This window comes from Acinetobacter sp. P1(2025) (assembly GCF_051390655.1).
GTDB lineage: Bacteria > Pseudomonadota > Gammaproteobacteria > Pseudomonadales > Moraxellaceae > Acinetobacter > Acinetobacter junii.
In genome coordinates this window covers 48,032-67,624 of record NZ_JBPKBJ010000004.1, presented here as the reverse complement: position 1 = coordinate 67,624, position 19,593 = coordinate 48,032, and the positions used below count along the sequence as shown (strand labels likewise).

13 protein-coding genes are annotated in these 19,593 nt (G+C 40.5%); 10 read left to right on the top strand and 3 right to left on the bottom strand.

From position 1 onward, the window contains the following. Nucleotides 1–79 precede the first annotated feature (79 nt). Together ACSC97_RS01985 and ACSC97_RS01980 are read right to left on the bottom strand one after the other, a co-directional pair. Nucleotides 80–3,799, bottom strand: coding sequence for a UvrD-helicase domain-containing protein (locus ACSC97_RS01985; RefSeq protein WP_436659064.1), 3,720 nt, complete (start codon nucleotides 3,797–3,799; stop codon nucleotides 80–82). A 3-nt stretch (nucleotides 3,800–3,802) separates the two neighbouring features. After that, nucleotides 3,803–7,444, bottom strand: a complete 3,642-nt coding sequence (locus tag ACSC97_RS01980) for an exodeoxyribonuclease V subunit gamma (RefSeq protein WP_436659062.1) — start codon at nucleotides 7,442–7,444, stop codon at nucleotides 3,803–3,805. A gap of 183 nt (nucleotides 7,445–7,627) precedes the next feature. Between ACSC97_RS01980 and ACSC97_RS01975 the strand changes: the two genes are divergently transcribed. Then, nucleotides 7,628–8,134, top strand: coding sequence for a hypothetical protein (locus ACSC97_RS01975; protein WP_004916789.1), 507 nt, complete (start codon nucleotides 7,628–7,630; stop codon nucleotides 8,132–8,134). Between the two features lie 21 nt (nucleotides 8,135–8,155). Here ACSC97_RS01975 and pap read toward each other — a convergent pair whose 3' ends face one another. Then, nucleotides 8,156–9,574 (bottom strand): polyphosphate:AMP phosphotransferase, encoded by a 1,419-nt coding sequence (pap, locus tag ACSC97_RS01970; protein ID WP_436659059.1) that lies wholly within the window; start codon nucleotides 9,572–9,574, stop codon nucleotides 8,156–8,158. A 204-nt stretch (nucleotides 9,575–9,778) separates the two neighbouring features. Between pap and ACSC97_RS01965 the strand changes: the two genes are divergently transcribed. The 9 genes from ACSC97_RS01965 to ACSC97_RS01925 all read left to right on the top strand — a co-directional run bounded on the left by ACSC97_RS01965 (nucleotide 9,779) and on the right by ACSC97_RS01925 (nucleotide 19,558). Then, nucleotides 9,779–10,486 carry an FFLEELY motif protein gene (locus ACSC97_RS01965; RefSeq protein WP_168154542.1) on the top strand — a complete coding sequence of 236 codons (708 nt, stop codon included), beginning with the start codon at nucleotides 9,779–9,781 and terminating at the stop codon, nucleotides 10,484–10,486. 193 nt (nucleotides 10,487–10,679) lie between these two features. Beyond that, nucleotides 10,680–11,624 carry a bifunctional demethylmenaquinone methyltransferase/2-methoxy-6-polyprenyl-1,4-benzoquinol methylase UbiE gene (gene ubiE / locus ACSC97_RS01960; protein ID WP_004916798.1) on the top strand — a complete coding sequence of 315 codons (945 nt, stop codon included), beginning with the start codon at nucleotides 10,680–10,682 and terminating at the stop codon, nucleotides 11,622–11,624. A gap of 10 nt (nucleotides 11,625–11,634) precedes the next feature. Next, nucleotides 11,635–12,303, top strand: a complete 669-nt coding sequence (locus tag ACSC97_RS01955) for a ubiquinone biosynthesis accessory factor UbiJ (RefSeq protein WP_004958639.1) — start codon at nucleotides 11,635–11,637, stop codon at nucleotides 12,301–12,303. A 12-nt stretch (nucleotides 12,304–12,315) separates the two neighbouring features. Continuing rightward, the gene (locus ACSC97_RS01950) at nucleotides 12,316–13,935 is read left to right on the top strand and encodes an ABC1 kinase family protein (protein ID WP_004916803.1); all 1,620 of its coding nucleotides are present in this window, start codon (nucleotides 12,316–12,318) and stop codon (nucleotides 13,933–13,935) included. A 123-nt stretch (nucleotides 13,936–14,058) separates the two neighbouring features. Then, complete coding sequence (locus tag ACSC97_RS01945) at nucleotides 14,059–15,375, top strand: FAD-dependent oxidoreductase (RefSeq protein ID WP_436659055.1); 1,317 nt, start codon at nucleotides 14,059–14,061, stop codon at nucleotides 15,373–15,375. A gap of 23 nt (nucleotides 15,376–15,398) precedes the next feature. Next, entirely contained in the window at nucleotides 15,399–15,779 is a 381-nt protein-coding gene (locus ACSC97_RS01940) for a VOC family protein (RefSeq protein WP_125272057.1), read from the top strand. Between the two features lie 92 nt (nucleotides 15,780–15,871). Then, complete coding sequence (gene hisIE / locus ACSC97_RS01935; protein ID WP_436659053.1) at nucleotides 15,872–16,639, top strand: bifunctional phosphoribosyl-AMP cyclohydrolase/phosphoribosyl-ATP diphosphatase HisIE; 768 nt, start codon at nucleotides 15,872–15,874, stop codon at nucleotides 16,637–16,639. A 9-nt stretch (nucleotides 16,640–16,648) separates the two neighbouring features. Further along, entirely contained in the window at nucleotides 16,649–18,151 is a 1,503-nt protein-coding gene (locus tag ACSC97_RS01930; protein WP_243483437.1) for a UvrD-helicase domain-containing protein, read from the top strand. Between the two features lie 24 nt (nucleotides 18,152–18,175). Then, nucleotides 18,176–19,558 carry an AAA family ATPase gene (locus tag ACSC97_RS01925; RefSeq protein ID WP_436659050.1) on the top strand — a complete coding sequence of 461 codons (1,383 nt, stop codon included), beginning with the start codon at nucleotides 18,176–18,178 and terminating at the stop codon, nucleotides 19,556–19,558. Nucleotides 19,559–19,593: the final 35 nt, after the last annotated feature.

Genomic DNA, 19,593 nt, shown 5'->3' with positions numbered 1-19,593 from the left:
CCACACGCTTGTCCACAAGGTTATAGACAGACTTATTCACAAGATAAGCTTTTGTTTAATTTAAAATTACACACTTTATCTACATTATTTTCTGATTTTTATCCTCAGAAAAATATCCCAGTATTGCATCTAATCGTAAAATAAACTCATCATTTGGCTTCCAATAAAAATAGCCTTGCTGAGCCTGCCCATTCATACCACGCAAATACAGGTAAGATGCGCCACCTAGATGTTCTGCAATATTATAATTTTGCAGTTTAACGCGAAGATAGCGATGCAAAGCGACTAAATATAACCCTGCCTGAAGCCAATAACTGGACAATGACATACTGTCAGCAATCTGTTCAGCACCATAATCTGATTGATCTGCACCTAAATAATTACTTTTATAATCGGCAATATGGTAGCGCTGACCATCAAAATAGACCAAGTCAATAGAACCATTTAGATAACGTGCTGATTTCGCTTCCAATAGTTCAGGCATATAAATGTCATATTCTTCAAACAACTGCTGTATGCGTTGCATTGCTAATACACGATCAGATAAAGACAGATAAAATGGACATTCCGATAGATACTGTCCTGCTATTAACTGCTTTAACTGAAACTTACCATTCAGAGGTGTAGCCAAAACATCTTGTAGCCATTCCGCAATCCACTGATATAACAGCTGCTCAGCTTGTGGCTGTTCTGGAAACTGCTGTTGATATAAGCTAAAAAGATCAGACCATAAACTTTGATAAGTATTCTTAAAACGGCGACGAATTTCTTCGACCCAAGTATCAGGTTGTTGAAAATCAATCAGCTCAAAAATCTCATGTAAGAAATTACCTGCCAAAGCACCCTTTGGAAAATTTTGTTTAATCCATGCGATTGGCTGCGAAACCGGTCTCTCATCAATGATGATTTGTGTGAGCTCTAATTCATCTTCAGCCTGTTGTAGATTCTGATCCATATATGCCAAGCGATCCATACGATTGGCTTTATGTTTTAAATGTTGTGCCAAATAACTAAAGCTGGTTTTGCCGCGTGCATAAAAACGTTGTGTCGGTAAAGGCTGTGCAGCAAGTGTTAAATCTTGAGAGATCTTTGCGGCACGAAGAGTTGCTGGACGTTCCTGAAGACACGCCTCATCCGCACTATAGATGTGCTGAAAAACCTCAGCTTGATTTTTCCAAAAAGCTAAAGCAGATGCTTTGGCTTTATCCCCTTTTTCAGGTTCAAACACAGCATAAACACGATGACTAGCACGCGTTAGTGCGACATACCATAAACGGTTTTGTTCGGCTTGAGCGCGTTGTTGATGCTGATTGATTTCTGTATCTTGAAGAAAATTTTTATCAGCGATCGCAACGACACGTTGTGTTCGGATTTGTCCTGTTTCAGGGAGTTGAATTTCTGTAGTGGAAAAGTTTAAAGCTTCTGATTGATTTGAGGGTGATTTATTTGCACCCAATAAAAAGACGATTTTGAACTCCAATCCTTTAGATTGATGAATCGTCATGAGTTGAACACCAGCTTCACTGGATAGTTTATGTTCCAGTTCCCACTCTCGATCACTTGGCGAATTCAGCTGTTTAAGATACCAATGATAGAGATTCTGAGATCCTTGTACATGTTCGCTATGCTGACTCAAAATATCGGTCAAATGACGTAAATTTACCACGGCACGTTCATTATCTTTACTTTGAGTGATCACCAATTGCTGCCAAATCTCGAATTGATTTAGACATTGTTGCCACGCCACCAAGAAACCTTGGTTAATCCACATTTCACGAAGATCATCAAAGGATTGCATGTACTCACTTAACCCAATTGGGCTCTGCTCGAGTACCAACAAGCGGTTGAGATCAAATCCAAATAAACGGCTAAGTAAGGCTCGTTTCAACTTAGCCTCATCAAAGGGATGAAGTAGAGCGGTCAATAAGGCTGCCACATCTTGTGCGATAGGCGAGTCAAATACGCTGCGTTTTGATGGACGATTGACACGAATTCCCAAATGCTGCAATGCCTGTTGTACTTCGTCTAGCTGTCGGTGACTACGTGAAAGTACAGCAATATCATCTTCGTCAATTGCTTTCCGAGTTTCACCTTGAAGATACAGTTGATTTAAGTGTGCTTGATTGAGCAAACTTTGAATTTTCCATGCGACCTGAGTCGCTTGTTCTTTTGAGTCTGCGAGCTGTAACCAGCGTAAAGGGGCAGGATTAATTTGATGATCATCTATCAAGGCAGGATGTGGTCGCTCTCCTGCTTGAATCGGGTCATAGATCACTTGCTCGCCAAAATCTATTTGTCGTTGAAATAAAGCATCCACTACTTCGACCAGTTCTTTGACTGATCGATGGTTATGAATCAATTTATATTCACGTCCCTGTTTTGCCATAATATCTTGATAGGCGTTCAGAAAGGTCAGCATGTCCCCGCCACGGAACCCATAAATCGCCTGTTTACGGTCCCCAACCATAATCATGCAGCCCTTTTGATAACGCTGTGGATGCCGCCAAATACTCGCCAACATATCATCCTGATCTTGGTTTGTGTCCTGAAACTCATCTACCAAAATAAGCGGATATCGGGCTTGTACAAAGACTGCAAAACGTTGCCCCTGCTCACCCTTTAAAGCATCTGACAAGGTTTTAATTTGCTGAGCAAAAGTGGTCTCCCCCTTTTGTTGTAATATTTGTGGCAAACGTTTTTTGACTTCAACACATAAATAAGCTTTTAAATAAACTTGCAATTGTTCGAATTGTTGTTGAGTCTGCTGCAGAGATTGAAGTAATCGTTGTAGTTGTAAAAGGGTTGGATGTTGATAAAAACCTTCTGAAATATCAGCTGGACATTTCTTAAATATTTTCTGCTCATTGAGCTTATCTAAAAATTTAAATGCGGCATCACGTTGACTGGAAAAATAAGCATCAAAAACTTGTAAATTCTGCGTCTCAGTAAGTGTTTTTAATAGTTGAGGCAGAGATTCACTAAACAGTTTATTAAATGCATGATTACGAAAAGAAGTTCCATTGATATGTGAATAATGTGCACCATCCAAATTAAAATATTCAGCCAAGCAATTAAGTTCAATTTGCTGTGCTTGTTGCCGCCATTGTTGCAGTTGAGCCCATTCAATCTCAGGAAAATTCGGCAACTTAAATTGTGCTGAACTAAAATTTAGTGAACTTTCGACCATACCAATAAAGTAATCGACATTCTTTAATCCGCCTACCATGTAAAGTGTATCAATCAACGGTTGGGGCTGGGCTTGAATCCATTCACGCAGTACATCGTGGATCAATTGACGGGTATAGGCTTTTGCGTCTTCCGTAATTTGCGCGCGTTCGATCTTGCCACTTTCAAAAGCAAATTCTCGTAATAATTTCTGGCTAAAACTATCTAATGTGCCAACAAACAACTCATCTAACTGATCTATTACTAGCTTTAACCGTTCACAAGCATAAGCAATACGCGGTGCGAAATTTTGTAGAACATGTTGTTTTAATGGATCATTTTCTTGCAAGGCAAACTGATAAATATCCGCTTCCAATACATTTCGAAATGGTTCTAAAAACTGTTGAATCTCAACTAAACGCGCGCGTATCCGCGTTTTTAACTCAGCTGCTGCCGCACGAGTAAATGTTGTAGCAATCACCTGATGTGGCAAATATTTTTCTAAAAATATCCGCACCATGAGACTCGACAAGGTATAGGTCTTACCTGTTCCTGCTGAAGCTTCAATTAAATGTAAACCTTCGAATTGAATATCACGAATAGGTTGGTAAGACACTGGAAATTGTGAATGCATGTCTTACTCCACTCGTAAAATTTCAAAAATCGGTTGATATAAAGTATAAGAATAATGATCACAGGCGAATTGCAACAATGCCGTTGCATCCTGTTCCTGCAAAATAAACTGCCAATCTCGATGCTGTTGATTCGCCTCATCTTGACTGAAATCAACAAAGCCTGTGTTGTAGGTATTTTTCCAGATTTTCAGCAAATCATTTTGGCTCTCTTCACTCAGCGTATGTAGTGCATCCTGTTCAACCCAGTCATATGCTTTCCCTTTTTCTAAAGGCTTTAATAACAATGCCGCAGGCAGCACCACAGGTTGCTGTTGGGCCTGTTGCCAAAGCTGTAACCAATGCTGTAGATAGTGCTTCGCCTGCTGTGAACTCACCCCCTCACAAATCACGGTTTGATCACTAAATACCACCACACGACGTTTTTCAGAAGCCATCTCTTGATCCAAAATGACAAGCCACAGCAAATACTCAAGCCAAACTTTGGCAAAGCGTTTAGCACGTGCACTCGAAGCATCTAAGCTAATCCAGTCTTGCGCGATGTGTTTGGGCGTAACGCAACTAATCTGAAGTTGTTTCGATACTCGCCAAACACGTTGCGTGGTTTCTGTTGGAGAAGTTGCATAGTCTTGCAAACGTTCCAACAAACGTTGTTGCTCAATACGACTTTGTTGCCATGCACTGTGTTGCACTTTTCCGACAGGTAACTGATCTTGTAATAAAGCGGGTGCCGTAGCATCTATGTTTTGTTGTAAAAAATGACGAATCGCGTATTTACCTAGACCATCGAGCATCAGAGGTTCAGTCTGATCCACCATTTCTGTAGCACTTAGATTTTCAATACCCAGCGTTTTAAGATACAAACGTGCAGGGAAAATCACGTCCTGAATCCATGAATGAGCATCTAGAATGATCATGTCTTGCTGTTCAAGTGGATAACTTGTATTGACCCAAGCCTGACGTTCACCCTTAACCTGCTGCAACTGGGATGCCACCTTAAACCAATGATCTTGATAGCGTATATGTCTTTGCTCAGCGATAAATCCTAATGGATCAAAAGGTTGTAAGCGATGCAAATGATAAAGTGGATAAAGTTTTGACGGGATTTGCAAAGCTTTATAATCATCCGTGCAAGAAGTTTCTGTATTGGCAAATGAGTCAGCGAGATCAGGCTTTATAATCAGTCCCAAATGATCTCGAAACCCCTGCAATACACTTGATGGCTCACGTACCTCACCATCATTCACATCAAAACCATTATAGAATAGCCAAAGCTGCTCTTGTGCTAGCAAAACTGCATCCAAAAATGCACCTTGATCATCTTCCAGTCGAGAACGATCACCTAATTGCTGACGAAGAGCATCTATTAAATCAAAGGGGATATGACTATCTCGATTAGGGTACTTACCTGTATCTAAATTCAAAAGCACAATCAATCGATAAGGAATCGGGCGAATCTGACCAATTTGGCTAAATGTAATTTGCCCTGTCGGTTCGACTTGTGCAGATTGGCTTTCTAAAGCTCGTTGAATTTCATCAACGATATAAGGCAAAGGCAGTGAAATCTGACGTAATTGAGTTTCAGCATCGTCATAATAGCTCGCCAAAGTCAGCATTCGCTCTTGCTTATGGACAATATCGCGTACTGCTTTCAAGGCAACAATATCAGCTTGTTCAAACTCTTGGATGTCTTCCTTTAGCTTTTTCAACCAAGCTTCTACAGTAAAACTCTGCCCTAACTCATGTGCAATCCACCAATTACGTCGAGCTGATAAATCTTGATAAATTTCAATCAACAAACCTATCAACTCGAAGTCACTTGGCTGAACATCTGCATAACTTAAAGTCTGCTGCACCATCACATGAGCTGGGATGGCAATCCCTAGTGCTAATCGATCTAAAGCAAACTTAAAACTATAGCGATAGTCGTCATCGCTAGCACTTAAGCTTTGCTTTAAATGTGCTGCATCCAAGCCACGCTTGAAGCCTGCATCATTTAACAAAGCTAAAATGCGTTGAGCTTGACTATAATCAAGACCATAACGTTGTTGAGTTGCGGCTAGATTCAACCAATCTGCAAAATCATTCTGAGTAAAACGCCCTTGTGGTAATTGAATCCGACCTAAAACAGCTCGCCATGCGTTGAGTGCATCTAGTTGTGCCACCCCAGCAATTTTGACGGGTAAAAACACCTCTTGAGTATGAGCAACCGCAGGGAACACACTGCGGATTAAAGGTTCTAATTCAGTTAGATTAGGCGTTAATACCAATACATCACTCGCACGGCGTGGTATGTCATCTGCTTCAGATAACCAATGCACCAATTGCTCTTTCAGCACTTCAAGTTGTCTTAAACTGGAATGACACACATGAATCTGAATCGACTGATCATTTTCAGCTAACTGATACTGTTCAGCTTTGGGTTCAGCAAGATAGAAAATATCTGACTGCACTTTACCCAATAAAGTTTCTGGAAAATGATCCACAAAGGCATCGACCCATTTTCCTTCCTCACCTGTTGCCAATTGTGATAAAAGTGAGAAATGATCTCGAGCTTGTTTACCCAGTCGAGTCAATAAAGGATGACGTGACTCACGGGCCTGCGCATTAAAAAACAAAGTGAATTGTTCAAAAAAGGCCGTTATTTCTGCATCTGTCGCCTTTGGATTTTTAAGAATAAAGCGCTCTTTGACACCAAGATCGTACCGCTGCTTCCATTGCGGATCGACACTGTCTGCCCAGTACTCTTGTGACGGGTTGAAATGCAAAATCAACACATCAAGATACTGCCCTAAACGGCGTAAAAACTGTAATTGGCTGGGTGGTAAATCTAATAGTGTAAATATAATGATCTGCTTGGGAAGTTGAGCCAAAGCCTGCGTTCTTGTAACCTCATTGTCTAAAAGTTTCCAAAAATCGGTATCAATACGCTGCATTTCCACAAAATCCTCATGGAAATAATGCTGCCACAACCAACGCTGCCAAGCCTCTAACTGTTCGATTTGGTTCAAACTAAACGCAGACGTCTGTTGATCTGTTGTCGAGATTAACTTTTCAATATCTAGGGCTTGATTACGCCCCCATTTAGACAACCAGTTACTCGCACAACTACAATCCTGTACGCAGCCATGTTGGCAACTTCCGCGATAAATCATGTAGTTATTAAAAAGATGGGAGACTTGCTCAGCGACCCAATACAGCATGCTTTGCTTTTTTAACTGCTTCTCTGTGCCATCTTGTAATTGGTCGGCACTGTCATAAATACGCTGCACAATCGAATATAAAGGATGATCTTCAAGCAAGCTGATCTGTGCAGACTGAATAAAAGGTTGCAAAGCTTGGTATATACGCCATTTTAAAATCAAACGAGGAATATTGGCTTTACGGACTTGTTCTTTATTTTCGAGCACCTGTTGATAGGCATACCATTGAAAACCACGAATACGCTGGTGAAATTGGTAATTCGCTGACATGCCTTGCTGCTCAGCAATTTTTTGCGTTAGCCATTGTTCTTGAGCAGGGCTAGGAACTATAAAATGCTGCGTTTGAAAAACTTGAAATGGTGACGAACTCGGCTGATTCATCGAGGCCATCACCCCTTGTAATAATACATCTAGGCGCTGACTTTGAATGACATGAATACCCATGTGTTAAAGAAACCTCTTTAATAAATCACCATTCGAATGCACAAATTCGTACACAATCATCACTATACAACTTCAACGAACTATGTCACGTTAATCCAACAATCAAATAAAAAATTTGTTTTGAAATTCATCATTCAATACGATTGAATGTACTATCAAGGGATAGACATTAGGTATAACTTTATGAAAATCGAAAAAATTCCTGATTCAATAGATCCAAGTTTGAACTTGGAGCAAATCCGTGAGGAATGTTTAGAATTAACAAAAAAACGTGCATATTGGTCTGCTGGTGCAGCAATTGTACCGATTCCATTTTTTGATGTTGTTGTCGACTTAGGCATGTTGACGCAAATCATTCCGCATATTAATGCACGCTTTGGTTTAGCCCCTGAACATATTAGCGTTTACGATCCTGAAACCAAAAAAATCCATTGGGACGAATTACGCAAACGTGGTTTTGAGTTCTCTGGTTTCGTAGTCGCACGCACAGCAATGAAAAAGTCTTTTAACGGCTTTTTTACCAAAATTGCCACGAAACAAGTAACCAAATTTATCCCTTTGGGCGGTCAACTGATCGCAGCAAGCCTTGGTTATTTTATGATGCGTAAAATCACTGAAGCACATATCCAAGATTGCTATAACTTGGCAAAACGTATTCAGCAAAAAAGTCGCAGCACGATTGTTGCCTAATTTACCTTATAACTAAGGCGGTTAGTCCGCCTTCAGTTGTTTTAGAATCGCTTTCAACACCTCGATTCTTGCTGTATTTTTATCATCAGTCGCAATCACATACCAAGGTGCATAGTCAGTATTCGTTCGCTCAAACATATCTGCCGCAGCGTCTAAATAATCATCCCACTTTTCACGATTTCGCCAATCTTCAGGAGTGATCTTAATACGTTTATGAGGTGTTTCTTCCCTTTCTTTAAATCGAACCGCCTGTTCATCTTTACTGATCGCAAGCCAAATCTTCACCACTATGGTTTGACTATCGACTAAGCTTTGCTCAAAGCGATTAATCTCATCATAAGCACGTTGCCATTCTACAGTAGTTGCGTATTCCTCAATTCTTTCGACCAAAACACGCCCATACCATGTGCGATCAAAAATCGTAATTTTTTCCCCATCATTGAGCTTATTCCAAAATCTCCAAAGATAAGGACGACGTAGCTCATACCGTTCTGGAGCTCCTATCGTATGGATTTCATACTCACGAGGGTCTAGCTTCTTCACAATCCGTTTGATAGCTCCGCCTTTGCCTGCTGCATCCATTCCTTCCAATGCAACAATCACTTTACGGTCATCATATCGAAGTGCATCAGCCACCTTTTTGGTCAGTTTACTAAGCTCATCCTTATACTGATCTTTATCCAAAACTTGTTTGGATGGTTCTAATAACTCGTTTGGAACTTTGGCTTGTTGCCACTTCTCAGTGACTTTAGTTTGATGAACAGGCAGTTCTTGTAAAGTCTGCAAAATATATTGAGCAAAACATTGATCGCGTCGCTCTGCATCTTCACCATCAATCACATACCAGTCATCGGTAAATCGTTGGCTGAGACTCTGCAATGTATCGTATTGTTTTTTATTACGCCAATCTAAGCCATGCAATTTATGCCAATGCTGCTCAGATGCATCGATTTGGTCTAATCGTTTTTGTAATGATTTCCAAGATAAATCAAACCAAACCTTAATGACATGGACATTATTGTTTTGCAAATCATGTTCAAATGATCGCATCTGCTCAACATAAGCATCAAACAGTGTTTCATCCAAAGGCTTCGCAACATGCATTGCAGTAGATAACAAATCACTATACCAATTGCCAAACATCACGACGATTTGCCCTTCAGCAGGAATGAACCGAGTATAGGATTGCCAGAATGTTTGATCGGCACTCAACAACTTAGGCGCATCAGCTTTCACTTTAAGATAACGAGGATCAAGCCATTCACGTAATTGCTTAACCGCTTCGCCCTTACCTGCAAGTTCAATCCCGCTGACAAGGATTAATACGCTTTTGGCATTTTTTTTATCTTGGCTATCTTTTAAAGCATATTGAGCCTCGATCAAATCCAAAGAAAGTTCTTCTTCTGATCGTAGTTCAAATGTCGGTTGTTGTGTGCTCATATTTAATTCTAAATGTTTAATTATTAACAATAAGTATAGTTAAATCTTATAAAAAGGCATCTAATCCCGTGTACAGTTTATGTAGATTAGATTCAGTGCATATCTCGACTGACTGATTGTTAAAGATTTTAGGTTTGTGCTGTCATAGTTCTAAGTTATCATCACGCCTATGATTTTAAGGTTTTATTTCTTTTGAGTTCGAACATGTCAAAACTCGCTGCATTTGATCAACTTTTATTACAATACCAAAGCTTAAATTACCATCAAGATCCAGTTCTAGCTCAGCGTTTACATGACGTACAAGCATGGATGAAAGCACGTATTGCTGCCACACACCAAGAGTTTTTTGCCCAACCTGAAAATCAGTTGATGGCACAATACTTTTTAAACCGTTTGTATGGTGGACCAGATTTTGATGCAATGGCACAGCAGATCGAACGTCTATTGAAATATGCACACAAAGCAGAAAGTTTATTGCCAGATAATGCAATTAAAACGGGAACTAAATCGGTTAGCTTAGCTGTCTTAGCAACACGTTTGGATGAGCAAGTTGCTGTACAACTTTTACAAGATTACCCAGCTGACACTGTATTGACTGATGAAATTATGCGTCAAACGCTCATCAAATTGGATCAAGGCGAAGATCGTTATGAGCAATTACATCTTTTGGATGAGTTAGGTGTCGCATTAGATAAATATATGCGTTCAACCATGATGTACGCTGCATTTAAAATGTGTAAAGGCATCGCCAATAAATACCAGTTCGAACGCATGTATGACTTTATTCAAGAAGGTTTTGCAGCGATGAAACCAATGAAATCAGCGGCTAACTTCATCAAAACTTTCACTGAAAAAGAGCGTGAAATTATTGAGAAGGTTCACGCAGGTCACCCAGACCCATTTCGCCCTTAAACATCAGCGTCATCTCTGCTAATTTTTATTGAGAGATGACGCATAAGCATTTTTCGATTTAGAAACTCTTTTTAGTCACTGACTTTCTGTATATTATTCATAACAATTACATGCTAAGCCCTGTAAAAAATTACAAAATCTGTCATCATGCATGTTGATTCGTATCGCTAGAACGAGAGTTTAGGAGAAAACAATGTCTAACGAAAACCAACAGCCTACCCCAGAAGTTGAGCAAAAACCGAGTTCAGACAAAGTCAGTCCATTCCTAAGTTCACCGCTTCCGCAAGGTACACCGCAAGGTCAACAACAATCATTACAACAAGGACTTGCATCTACCCCTACAGGTGGCTCTGTACCAAAATACAACTTACCGCGTGGTGCCAATACTGGCAATGTCGGCGCGACCACACACTTTGGCTATCAGACAGTTAGCAGTGATGAGAAAGCTCAAAAAGTTGCTGAAGTCTTCCATTCAGTTGCGAGTAAATACGACATCATGAATGACTTGATGTCATTTGGTATTCACCGTCTATGGAAACGCTTTGCGATCAACATGTCAGGCGTTCGTCGTGGGCAGCATGTTTTAGATATTGCAGGCGGTACAGGTGATTTAGCGAAAGTCTTTAGCCGTGAAGTCGGTCCTCAAGGGCATGTGGTACTCTCAGATATTAATGAATCCATGTTGAATGTTGGTCGTGATCGTTTGATTGATGCGGGCTGCACCAATGTTGATTTCGTACTTGCCAATGCAGAAACATTAGAACCTTTTGCGGATAATAGTTTTGATTTAGTGACGATCAGTTTTGGTTTACGTAACGTGACGGACAAAGATGCGGCATTACAAGCGATGTATCGCGTACTTAAACCAGGTGGTCGTTTATTGGTACTTGAGTTCTCAAAACCTGTTTTTGAACCATTTTCAAAACTCTACGATTTTTACTCATTCACCGCACTTCCGATGATGGGTAAATTGGTGGCGAATGATTCTGAAAGTTATAAATACCTTGCCGAATCTATTCGTATGCACCCAGACCAACGTACACTTAAAGGCATGATGGAAAATGCAGGCTTCCAAAGCTGTGATTACCACAACTTAACAGGTGGTATCGTTGCAGTTCACCGTGGATTCAAACTGTAAGGCTTAAGATATGTGGTCGATTTTAGCACTCGGTGCAGTCGAACGTATCATTCATCATGTGATTGATTTGGATGCGATTACGCGTATCCAACTGAATCAATTACAAGGTCAACTATTACGAGTTGTGATCGATAGTCCACAACTCTCAGTTGATGTTTTCTTTGATGAAAATAAAGTTCGTCTAGAACCCACTGTCACTGGACAGAGTCAAACTCCTTCTATTTTTGAGCAGCGCCCTTTCGATCATCAAAATAAGATCACCGATGCCACTGCAACCTTACATGTTGCAAACGTGGTTGAACTGATTCGACTTTTGCTAAGTGATATGGATCAAATCGGTAATATTCCTTTACAGGGTGATTATCATTTATTGCAAGATATCCAGCGCATCATGCAACAGGCGGAACCTGATCTCGCTGCACATTTATCCCCTTGGATTGGTCCACAACTCGCACATGAGTTAGGAAAAATCCAGCTTGCGCCTCAGCAAATAAAGCGCTCGTTGCAAAGTCATTTGTTCTTTGTCGAAGATACACTTAAAGAAGATAGTGGTTTGTTTGCGCCACGTTGGCAAATGGATGATCTGAATCGAGAAACTCGTCAGCTCAATCAAGAAATTGATCGCTTAGAAGCAAAATTTCAGCAATTAAAATCTCAGTTTAATCCCACACAAGACTAGGTAAAATTCCATATGATTCCGCATATTACACGGTTACTCGAACTCTGGCGTATTGCAGCACATTACCGCCTTGACACCTTGTTTCCTGCGGAAGAGTTACCAGTTAAAGCACGTCATGCATTAAACATCATCAAAATGCATCCTGCGGCGTGGTCAAGTCGTGAGAAAAAGAATCCTCTCAAGTTAAAAGAAGCCCTAGAGGATATGGGGCCGTTAGCCATTAAACTTGGGCAATTGCTTTCGACTCGCCGAGATTTGATCCCGCCTGAAGTGTTATCACAATTGGTTTTATTACAAGATCGTGTAAAACCTTATGACACACAATTGGCGAAACAGCGCATTCAAGACTCATTAAAAGCAGATATTTCAACACTATTTCTACGTTTTGATGAACAACCGCTTGCGGCTGCATCGATTGCACAAGTTCATACTGCGGCTTTGCACGATGGACGTGAGGTAATCGTTAAAGTCACTCGTCCTGATATTCGCAGTCAAATTTTGCAAGACTTTGAAATTTTGGCATGGTTGGGCGATTGGCTAGAAAACCGTTTAGAAGCTGCGCGTGCGCTGCACTTATCTGAAATCATTCAAGATTATCGCCAAATTATCTTAAATGAACTTGATCTAAGTCTAGAAGCAGACAACACTCGCCGCATGCGTCATTACTTTACTGGCTCAAGCATGATGTATGTGCCAGAAGTCTATATGGACAGTAAAGACGTGATGGTCGCAGAACGCATCACTGGTGTTCCAATTTCAGATACCGCAACTTTTGATCGTCTAGGCATGGATCGTGCTGATTTAGCGGAAAAAGGTTTAACGATCTTCTTCACCCAAGTATTCCGTGACAACTTTTTCCACGCTGACATGCATCCTGGTAATGTGTTTGTGGAAACAATTAACCCAAGTAACCCACGCTTTATCGCGTTGGACTGCGCCATTATGGGTGAGTTGTCAAAACATGACCAAATGACCGTAGCGCGTATGTTACTTGCTGTCATGAACAGTAACTTCATGCAACTGATTCAGATCGTACATCAAGCAGGTTGGATTCCACCTGGTACTGACCAAGATGCTTTATCTCGTGAGATGCGCCGCACTGTGGGTCCAATGGTCTCAAAACCAATGGATCAATTAGATTTTGCAGGTATTTTGATTCAAGTCATGGATATTGCGCGTCGATTCCATTTAGAAATCCCACCGCAACTGATGTTGTTGTTGAAAACCTTAGTCCATGTAGAGGGCTTAGGAACTGATCTTTACCCTCAACTTGATATTTGGAAATTGGCAAAACCGATTTTGACTGAATGGGTCAAAGCCAATATGAACCCAGTTAAAAATATCAAAGAGATTGGACAACAAATCCCAGACTTACTTTTGGGTGCTCAGGATTTACCAACTTTACTCATTGATAGTTTGAATGGTTTAAAAAACCAGTCTGCATGGCAAGACAAACAACTGCGCGAAATACAACAAATGCGTTTGCAAATGCAACAGCAACAACGTCGTAGCTGGATGTTTGGCAGCACGATGTTGATTATGTTAACAATCGCAATTATAAGCCCTTGGTTTGTTTCGATCATTCTGATCGTCTTAAGTAGCCTTTTGGCACTGTGGCGGATTGTGAAATAAGTTCCAAAGCCCTTGTACATACAAGGGCTTTTTTATAAGTCAGTTTTTTAATCTTTTTCAAAATATAGATATCAGTTAAGATCAGGACTAGATCAATATACAAATACTTTAAAAGAAAAAATAATGAAAGCACCTCATTTTGCAATTATTGGTGCAGGCACAGCAGGACTCGCCACTGCGATTTTGCTTGCACGCGAAGGTCATCAAGTCACGATCTTTGAACACGTTGATGAACTCTCTCCTGTTGGTGCTGGTTTACTTTTACAACCTGCTGGCTTAGCTGTTTTCGAACATCTTGGTGTACTTGATCAAGCATTGAAATTAGGTGCAAAAGTCACGGGTTTAGAAGGTCAACTTGCAGATAAACGTCTATTGGTGAATAGTCATTATCACCAAGCTGAGGCTCATCATTTTGGTCTTGGTATTCATCGTGCCACCTTATGTCACGTCTTAACTGAAAAATTGGCTGAATATTCGAGTCATGTCACTTGGAGAATGGGACATCGTATCGACGGACTTGAGGAACTACAAAGTGAAGTTCGAATCTTTGGCTCATGCAAATACCAATTCTTCGATGATTGTTTTGATGCGGTACTGATTGCCAACGGTGCAAGAAGCCAACTTCGCCCTAAAGCATGGGTTAAAATCGATCAACCCTATCCTTGGGGAGCTGCATGGACAATCGTGCCTGAATGCTTAAGCTTGAATCCTGAGATTCTGCATCAATTTTATGATCGCTCTAACATTATGATGGGAATATTACCGACAGGAGCTATTCCTGCAGCACCACAACAACGGCTTTCAAGTGTGTTTTGGAGTTTACCAACATCGCAACTGCAATCTTTCTTAAAAGATGAATCTGCAAAGCAGGAATGGCTAAAACAAGTTTCAGATCGCTGGCCAGATGTGGCTGAATGGTTAAGTCAACTTTTATTAGACAAACAAAATCAACCGCAATGGTTATCAGCTCAATATCGTGATGTGGTGATGTCAAAATTTGGTCAAGGTCGAATCGGGGTCATCGGTGATGCAGCACATGCCATGAGCCCTCAGTTGGGACAAGGCGCCAATATGGCACTGTTAGATGCATGGGCTTTTTCGCAATCATTGAGCCTCGCTCGGAAGAATCAGCAGATTGATTGGTCGATATTATGGCAACACTATCATCAACATCGCCGCTCCTCGACTCAGTTCTATCAATTTCTCAGCCGTTTACTGACTCCTCTGTATCAATCCAACCACTGGTGGGCAGGTAGTTTACGTGACTTAATTTTCCCGTGGATGTATCAAATCCCCTATTTTCGTAAAGAAATGGCAATCACCATTTCAGGCTTAAAAAAAGGTCCTCTTCAACAAATAAGTTATCAGCAAATTGCTGAGTATCAACACCATGAAAATCGTTTGATTACAAACAATCAATCATTACCTGAATGTGAATAAAAAAAAAGAGAGTTAAATTAAATATGAAAATTAGCCATTTAGACCATTTTGTTTTGACCGTTGCTAATATTGAAATCACCTGTCAGTTTTATCAATCAGCCCTGAATTTTGAAGTCATTACTTTTGCCGAAAACCGAAAAGCACTGCAATTCGGCAATCAAAAAATCAATCTACATCAAGCTGGTAAAGAATTTGAACCTAAAGCATATCGTCCAACCGCAGGATCGGCCGATTTATGTTTTATTGCGGAAACACCGCTCCATGAAGTGATTGCGCACCTTCAGGCACAGCACATTAAAATCATTGAAGGTCCAATCGAAAGAACAGGTGCGATGGGAAAAATCCTTTCGATTTATTTTCGTGATCCAGATCAGAACTTGATTGAAATCTCGAACTATCTTTAAAGCCTGATCCATGACTTTTTACCCAACAAGCATAGCCAACCTAAGCCACAAACGCTACACTAACGGCTTTCCACTCAATGGATTTTTCACTCATGTCAAACTGGTTAGATGAAGTTAAATTTGATTCCAATGGTCTTGTTCCTGCCATTGCACAACATCATCAAACTGGTCGAGTGTTAATGGTTGCATGGATGAACCGTGAAGCATTACAACTGACGGCTGAAAAGAATCAAGCGGTGTATTACTCACGTTCACGTCAAAAATTATGGCACAAAGGCGAAGAATCTGGACACTTCCAAACAGTGTATGAAATCCGTCTAGATTGCGATGCTGACGTTATTATTCTACAAATTGAACAACATGGTGGTATTGCTTGTCATACAGGTCGTGAATCTTGTTTCTATCGCAAGCTTACCCTTCAAGGTTGGGAGATTGTAGATGCTCAGCTGAAAGATCCAACGGCGATTTATGGTGCATCAGCGAAAGTAGAAACTCACGAGCATAACCACAGTGAACAAGTCGATGTACTTGCGTATTTAGGTCGCTTGATGCAAGAGCGTAAAAATGCTGCCGCAGATAGTTCTTATATTGCAAGTCTATACAAAAAAGGCATCAATAAAATTCTAGAGAAAGTCGGTGAAGAAAGTGTTGAAAGCATTATTGCAGCTAAAGATTATGCCGCACTAGCCTCTCTCGAAAACAAACATGACCTCATTTATGAAGTTGCCGATTTATGGTTCCACAGTATTGTCATGTTGGGCTATTTCGATCTTGATCCGCAAGAAGTTTTAGATGAACTTGCTCGTCGTCAAGGTCTTTCTGGTTTGGTTGAAAAAGCAAATCGTAGCAAAGAAGCGTAATTAGAGCCTGTGTCAAATCACGAGAAACCCAAAGCTACCTACGAGCAAGCGATTGCCATAGATAATGCTCGTTTAGGACAATCATTTAAAGTGATTGCGTATGCTGGCACAGGTAAAACCACGACATTACAAATGATTAGTGATGCCATGCCTGAACGGCGTGGTATGTATTTGGCATTTAACAAAGCCATCGCATCTGAAGCGCAAAATAAATTTCATGGCAATGTGAATTGCAGAACCTTTCACTCCCTTGCCTTTCGCAGCGTGCCTCGTGGCGTGACTGATAAATTACGCTTACCACGTTTAAGCCCAAGTTTTATCGCTAAAGAATATCGTCTTGAGCCGATTACATTACGTCGCCTTATGGGGGGACGTTATGAAAAATATGTACTGATGCCTAGTCGACTTGCGAGTTTAGTGGCAAATGCAGTTAGTTATTTTTGCTCGACAAGTTCGCAATATCCTGCACCTCGTCATATTCAAGTACCTAGCTGGTTGCACCAAGATGATATTGAGTCATTACAACAACACCTTTACCCTGCAGTAGAACGACGTTGGTTAGAATCAATTGATCCAAATCATCAAGCAGGTATTGGGCATGACATTTATCTGAAATTATGGGCTTTATCAGAACCCAATATTCCAACAGATTATGTTTTGTTTGATGAAGCACAAGATGCAGATCCTCTGATGCTTGGCATATTACTTCGTCAAAAAAGCACCCAAGTGATTTATGTAGGTGATGCACATCAGCAGATTTATGCATGGCGTGGCGCAGTCAATGCAATGCAACAAATGCCCTTACATGAAAGTCGCTTGACGACTTCATTCCGTTTTGGTGATGCGATTGCTGATGTAGCAAACTCCATACTAGGTGCGTTGAATGAAACTGTCCCTTTACTCGGCAATCCAAATGTTAAGTCCAATGTCGTCAACAAACCGCATACCAAAATGCGCGATGCGATTTTATGTCGGACGAATGCACGAGCGATGGAGTTATTACTTTCAGGTTTAGTTCATGGTGATAAAGTCAGCTTACAAGCTGATCACCAAAAACTGAGTCGTTTTGTTGATGCTGCCAGTTTACTCAAACAAGGTAAACGCATCACCGATGTACCAGAGCTAGCTTGGTTTAACTCATGGCATGATGTACATGAATACTGTGAAACGAATGATGGCAGTGATATCAAACCCTTAGTGAAACTAGTTGATGATCATGGGACTGAGCCACTCAAACGCGCTTTAGCTAAAATCACCCCGATTGAACAAGCTGATTATGTCATTTCAACCGCACATAAAGCCAAAGGCTTAGAGTGGAATCGCGTACACATCGAAGATGACTATCAATTTAAAATAAATGGCTTGGAACATAAAATTACAGATGAAGAGCTGAGATTACTTTACGTTGCGTGTACACGTGCTAAAGTAAGTCTAAATATTCATCATCTATATGACTTAATACAACAATTAAAACGATGCGCTCCCTCAACTCTTCGCCAGTCCGCAGGATAAAGCGCTCAGGATTGAGGTGAGCTTATGCAACTCGAGTCGGTTCAATTTAAACATGTCGGAATGTTCCGAGATTTAACTGTTGAATTTCACCCTGCACAACGCCCAATTACCTTAATTCTTGGTGATCAGGCGACAGGTAAAACCACCGTTTTAAAGAATATTTACCAAGCTCTGACTTGGTTTTCAGCACGTTTCAAAGATATTCGAACCGCAGGCGTGGTGATCTCTGATCAAGATATTATGCTGACTCGACTTCAAGCAAAAGTTCAAGTCAACGTTAGAATCAGTTCTGAGTTAAATGGTGCTCTTGCTGAAAGTAGTTCTGCTCTAGAAACAGATACGCATAGTTGCTCATGGAAATTATTTAAAACATTTAATAGTCAAGGCGTTGGTATCAGTCAGGTTGAAACTCAACAACTAGATCAAGTGGTGAATCTTTATCAGAAAACCAGCCTGCAAGATCCTTTGTTCGGCTTACCCCTGATTGCTTACTACCCTGCTGAACGCTTCGTCCAAGAAGTCAATCTACAAAGCAAAAATGTTCCAGGTATTTTGCAAGAAATTGCGGCATATGATTTAACAGCACTTCCCTACACAACCTTTGCACGTTTTTTTGAATGGTTACGAGAAATCAGTGACGTGGAAAATGCGCACTCTGCTCATATTGTTCGACGCTTAATGGGGAATGATTTCAAACAACAAAATCAGTCTGAAATTTTACAGCAGCTTCAACAAGAACTTGCCAATCATCCCAAACAACTATCTGCACCAAACTTATATGCTCTGAAAAAAAGCCTACATACAATTTTCCCAGAAGTTACTGATTTATTTATACAATATGTACCAAAACTGCAATTGATGGTGCGCTACAAAGAGCAACTCATTCCATTTCAACAATTATCAGCCTCCCTCAAAACATGGATCGCACTGATCGGTGATGTGACACGTCGCTTATGTTTACTTAACCAACATTGCTTCGATCCTTGCTTAGAAGGTGATGGGATTTTATTAATTGATCAGGTTGATCATCAACTTGATCAAAATTTCTCAGCAGAAATTCTACAGCGACTACATCTTGCATTCCCTAGACTACAAATCATCGTAACAGGCAACCGAGATGAGCTTTTAGAACATGCGCTTGATTATCAATGTTTACGTTTGGATGCCAACGAAATCTACGAAATCAATCTTGCACAATCTCAAAACCAACTCTCGCAACTTTATAATCAACTGGTATGGAGTGAAGGAACTAACGTTGCTCAAACGCATAATTTATTAGAAACAGAAACTCTTGTAAGTAAAGTGGATGAGTTATTTCATCAAATACAGGAACTTAATCCACAAGAAAAAACTGATTTATTCAATCTGTTAAAAATAGATGATACCCCTCAAGAGACTTCACTTTAATTGATTGTTTTGGTGAACGATTTTTGGCTTTTGAG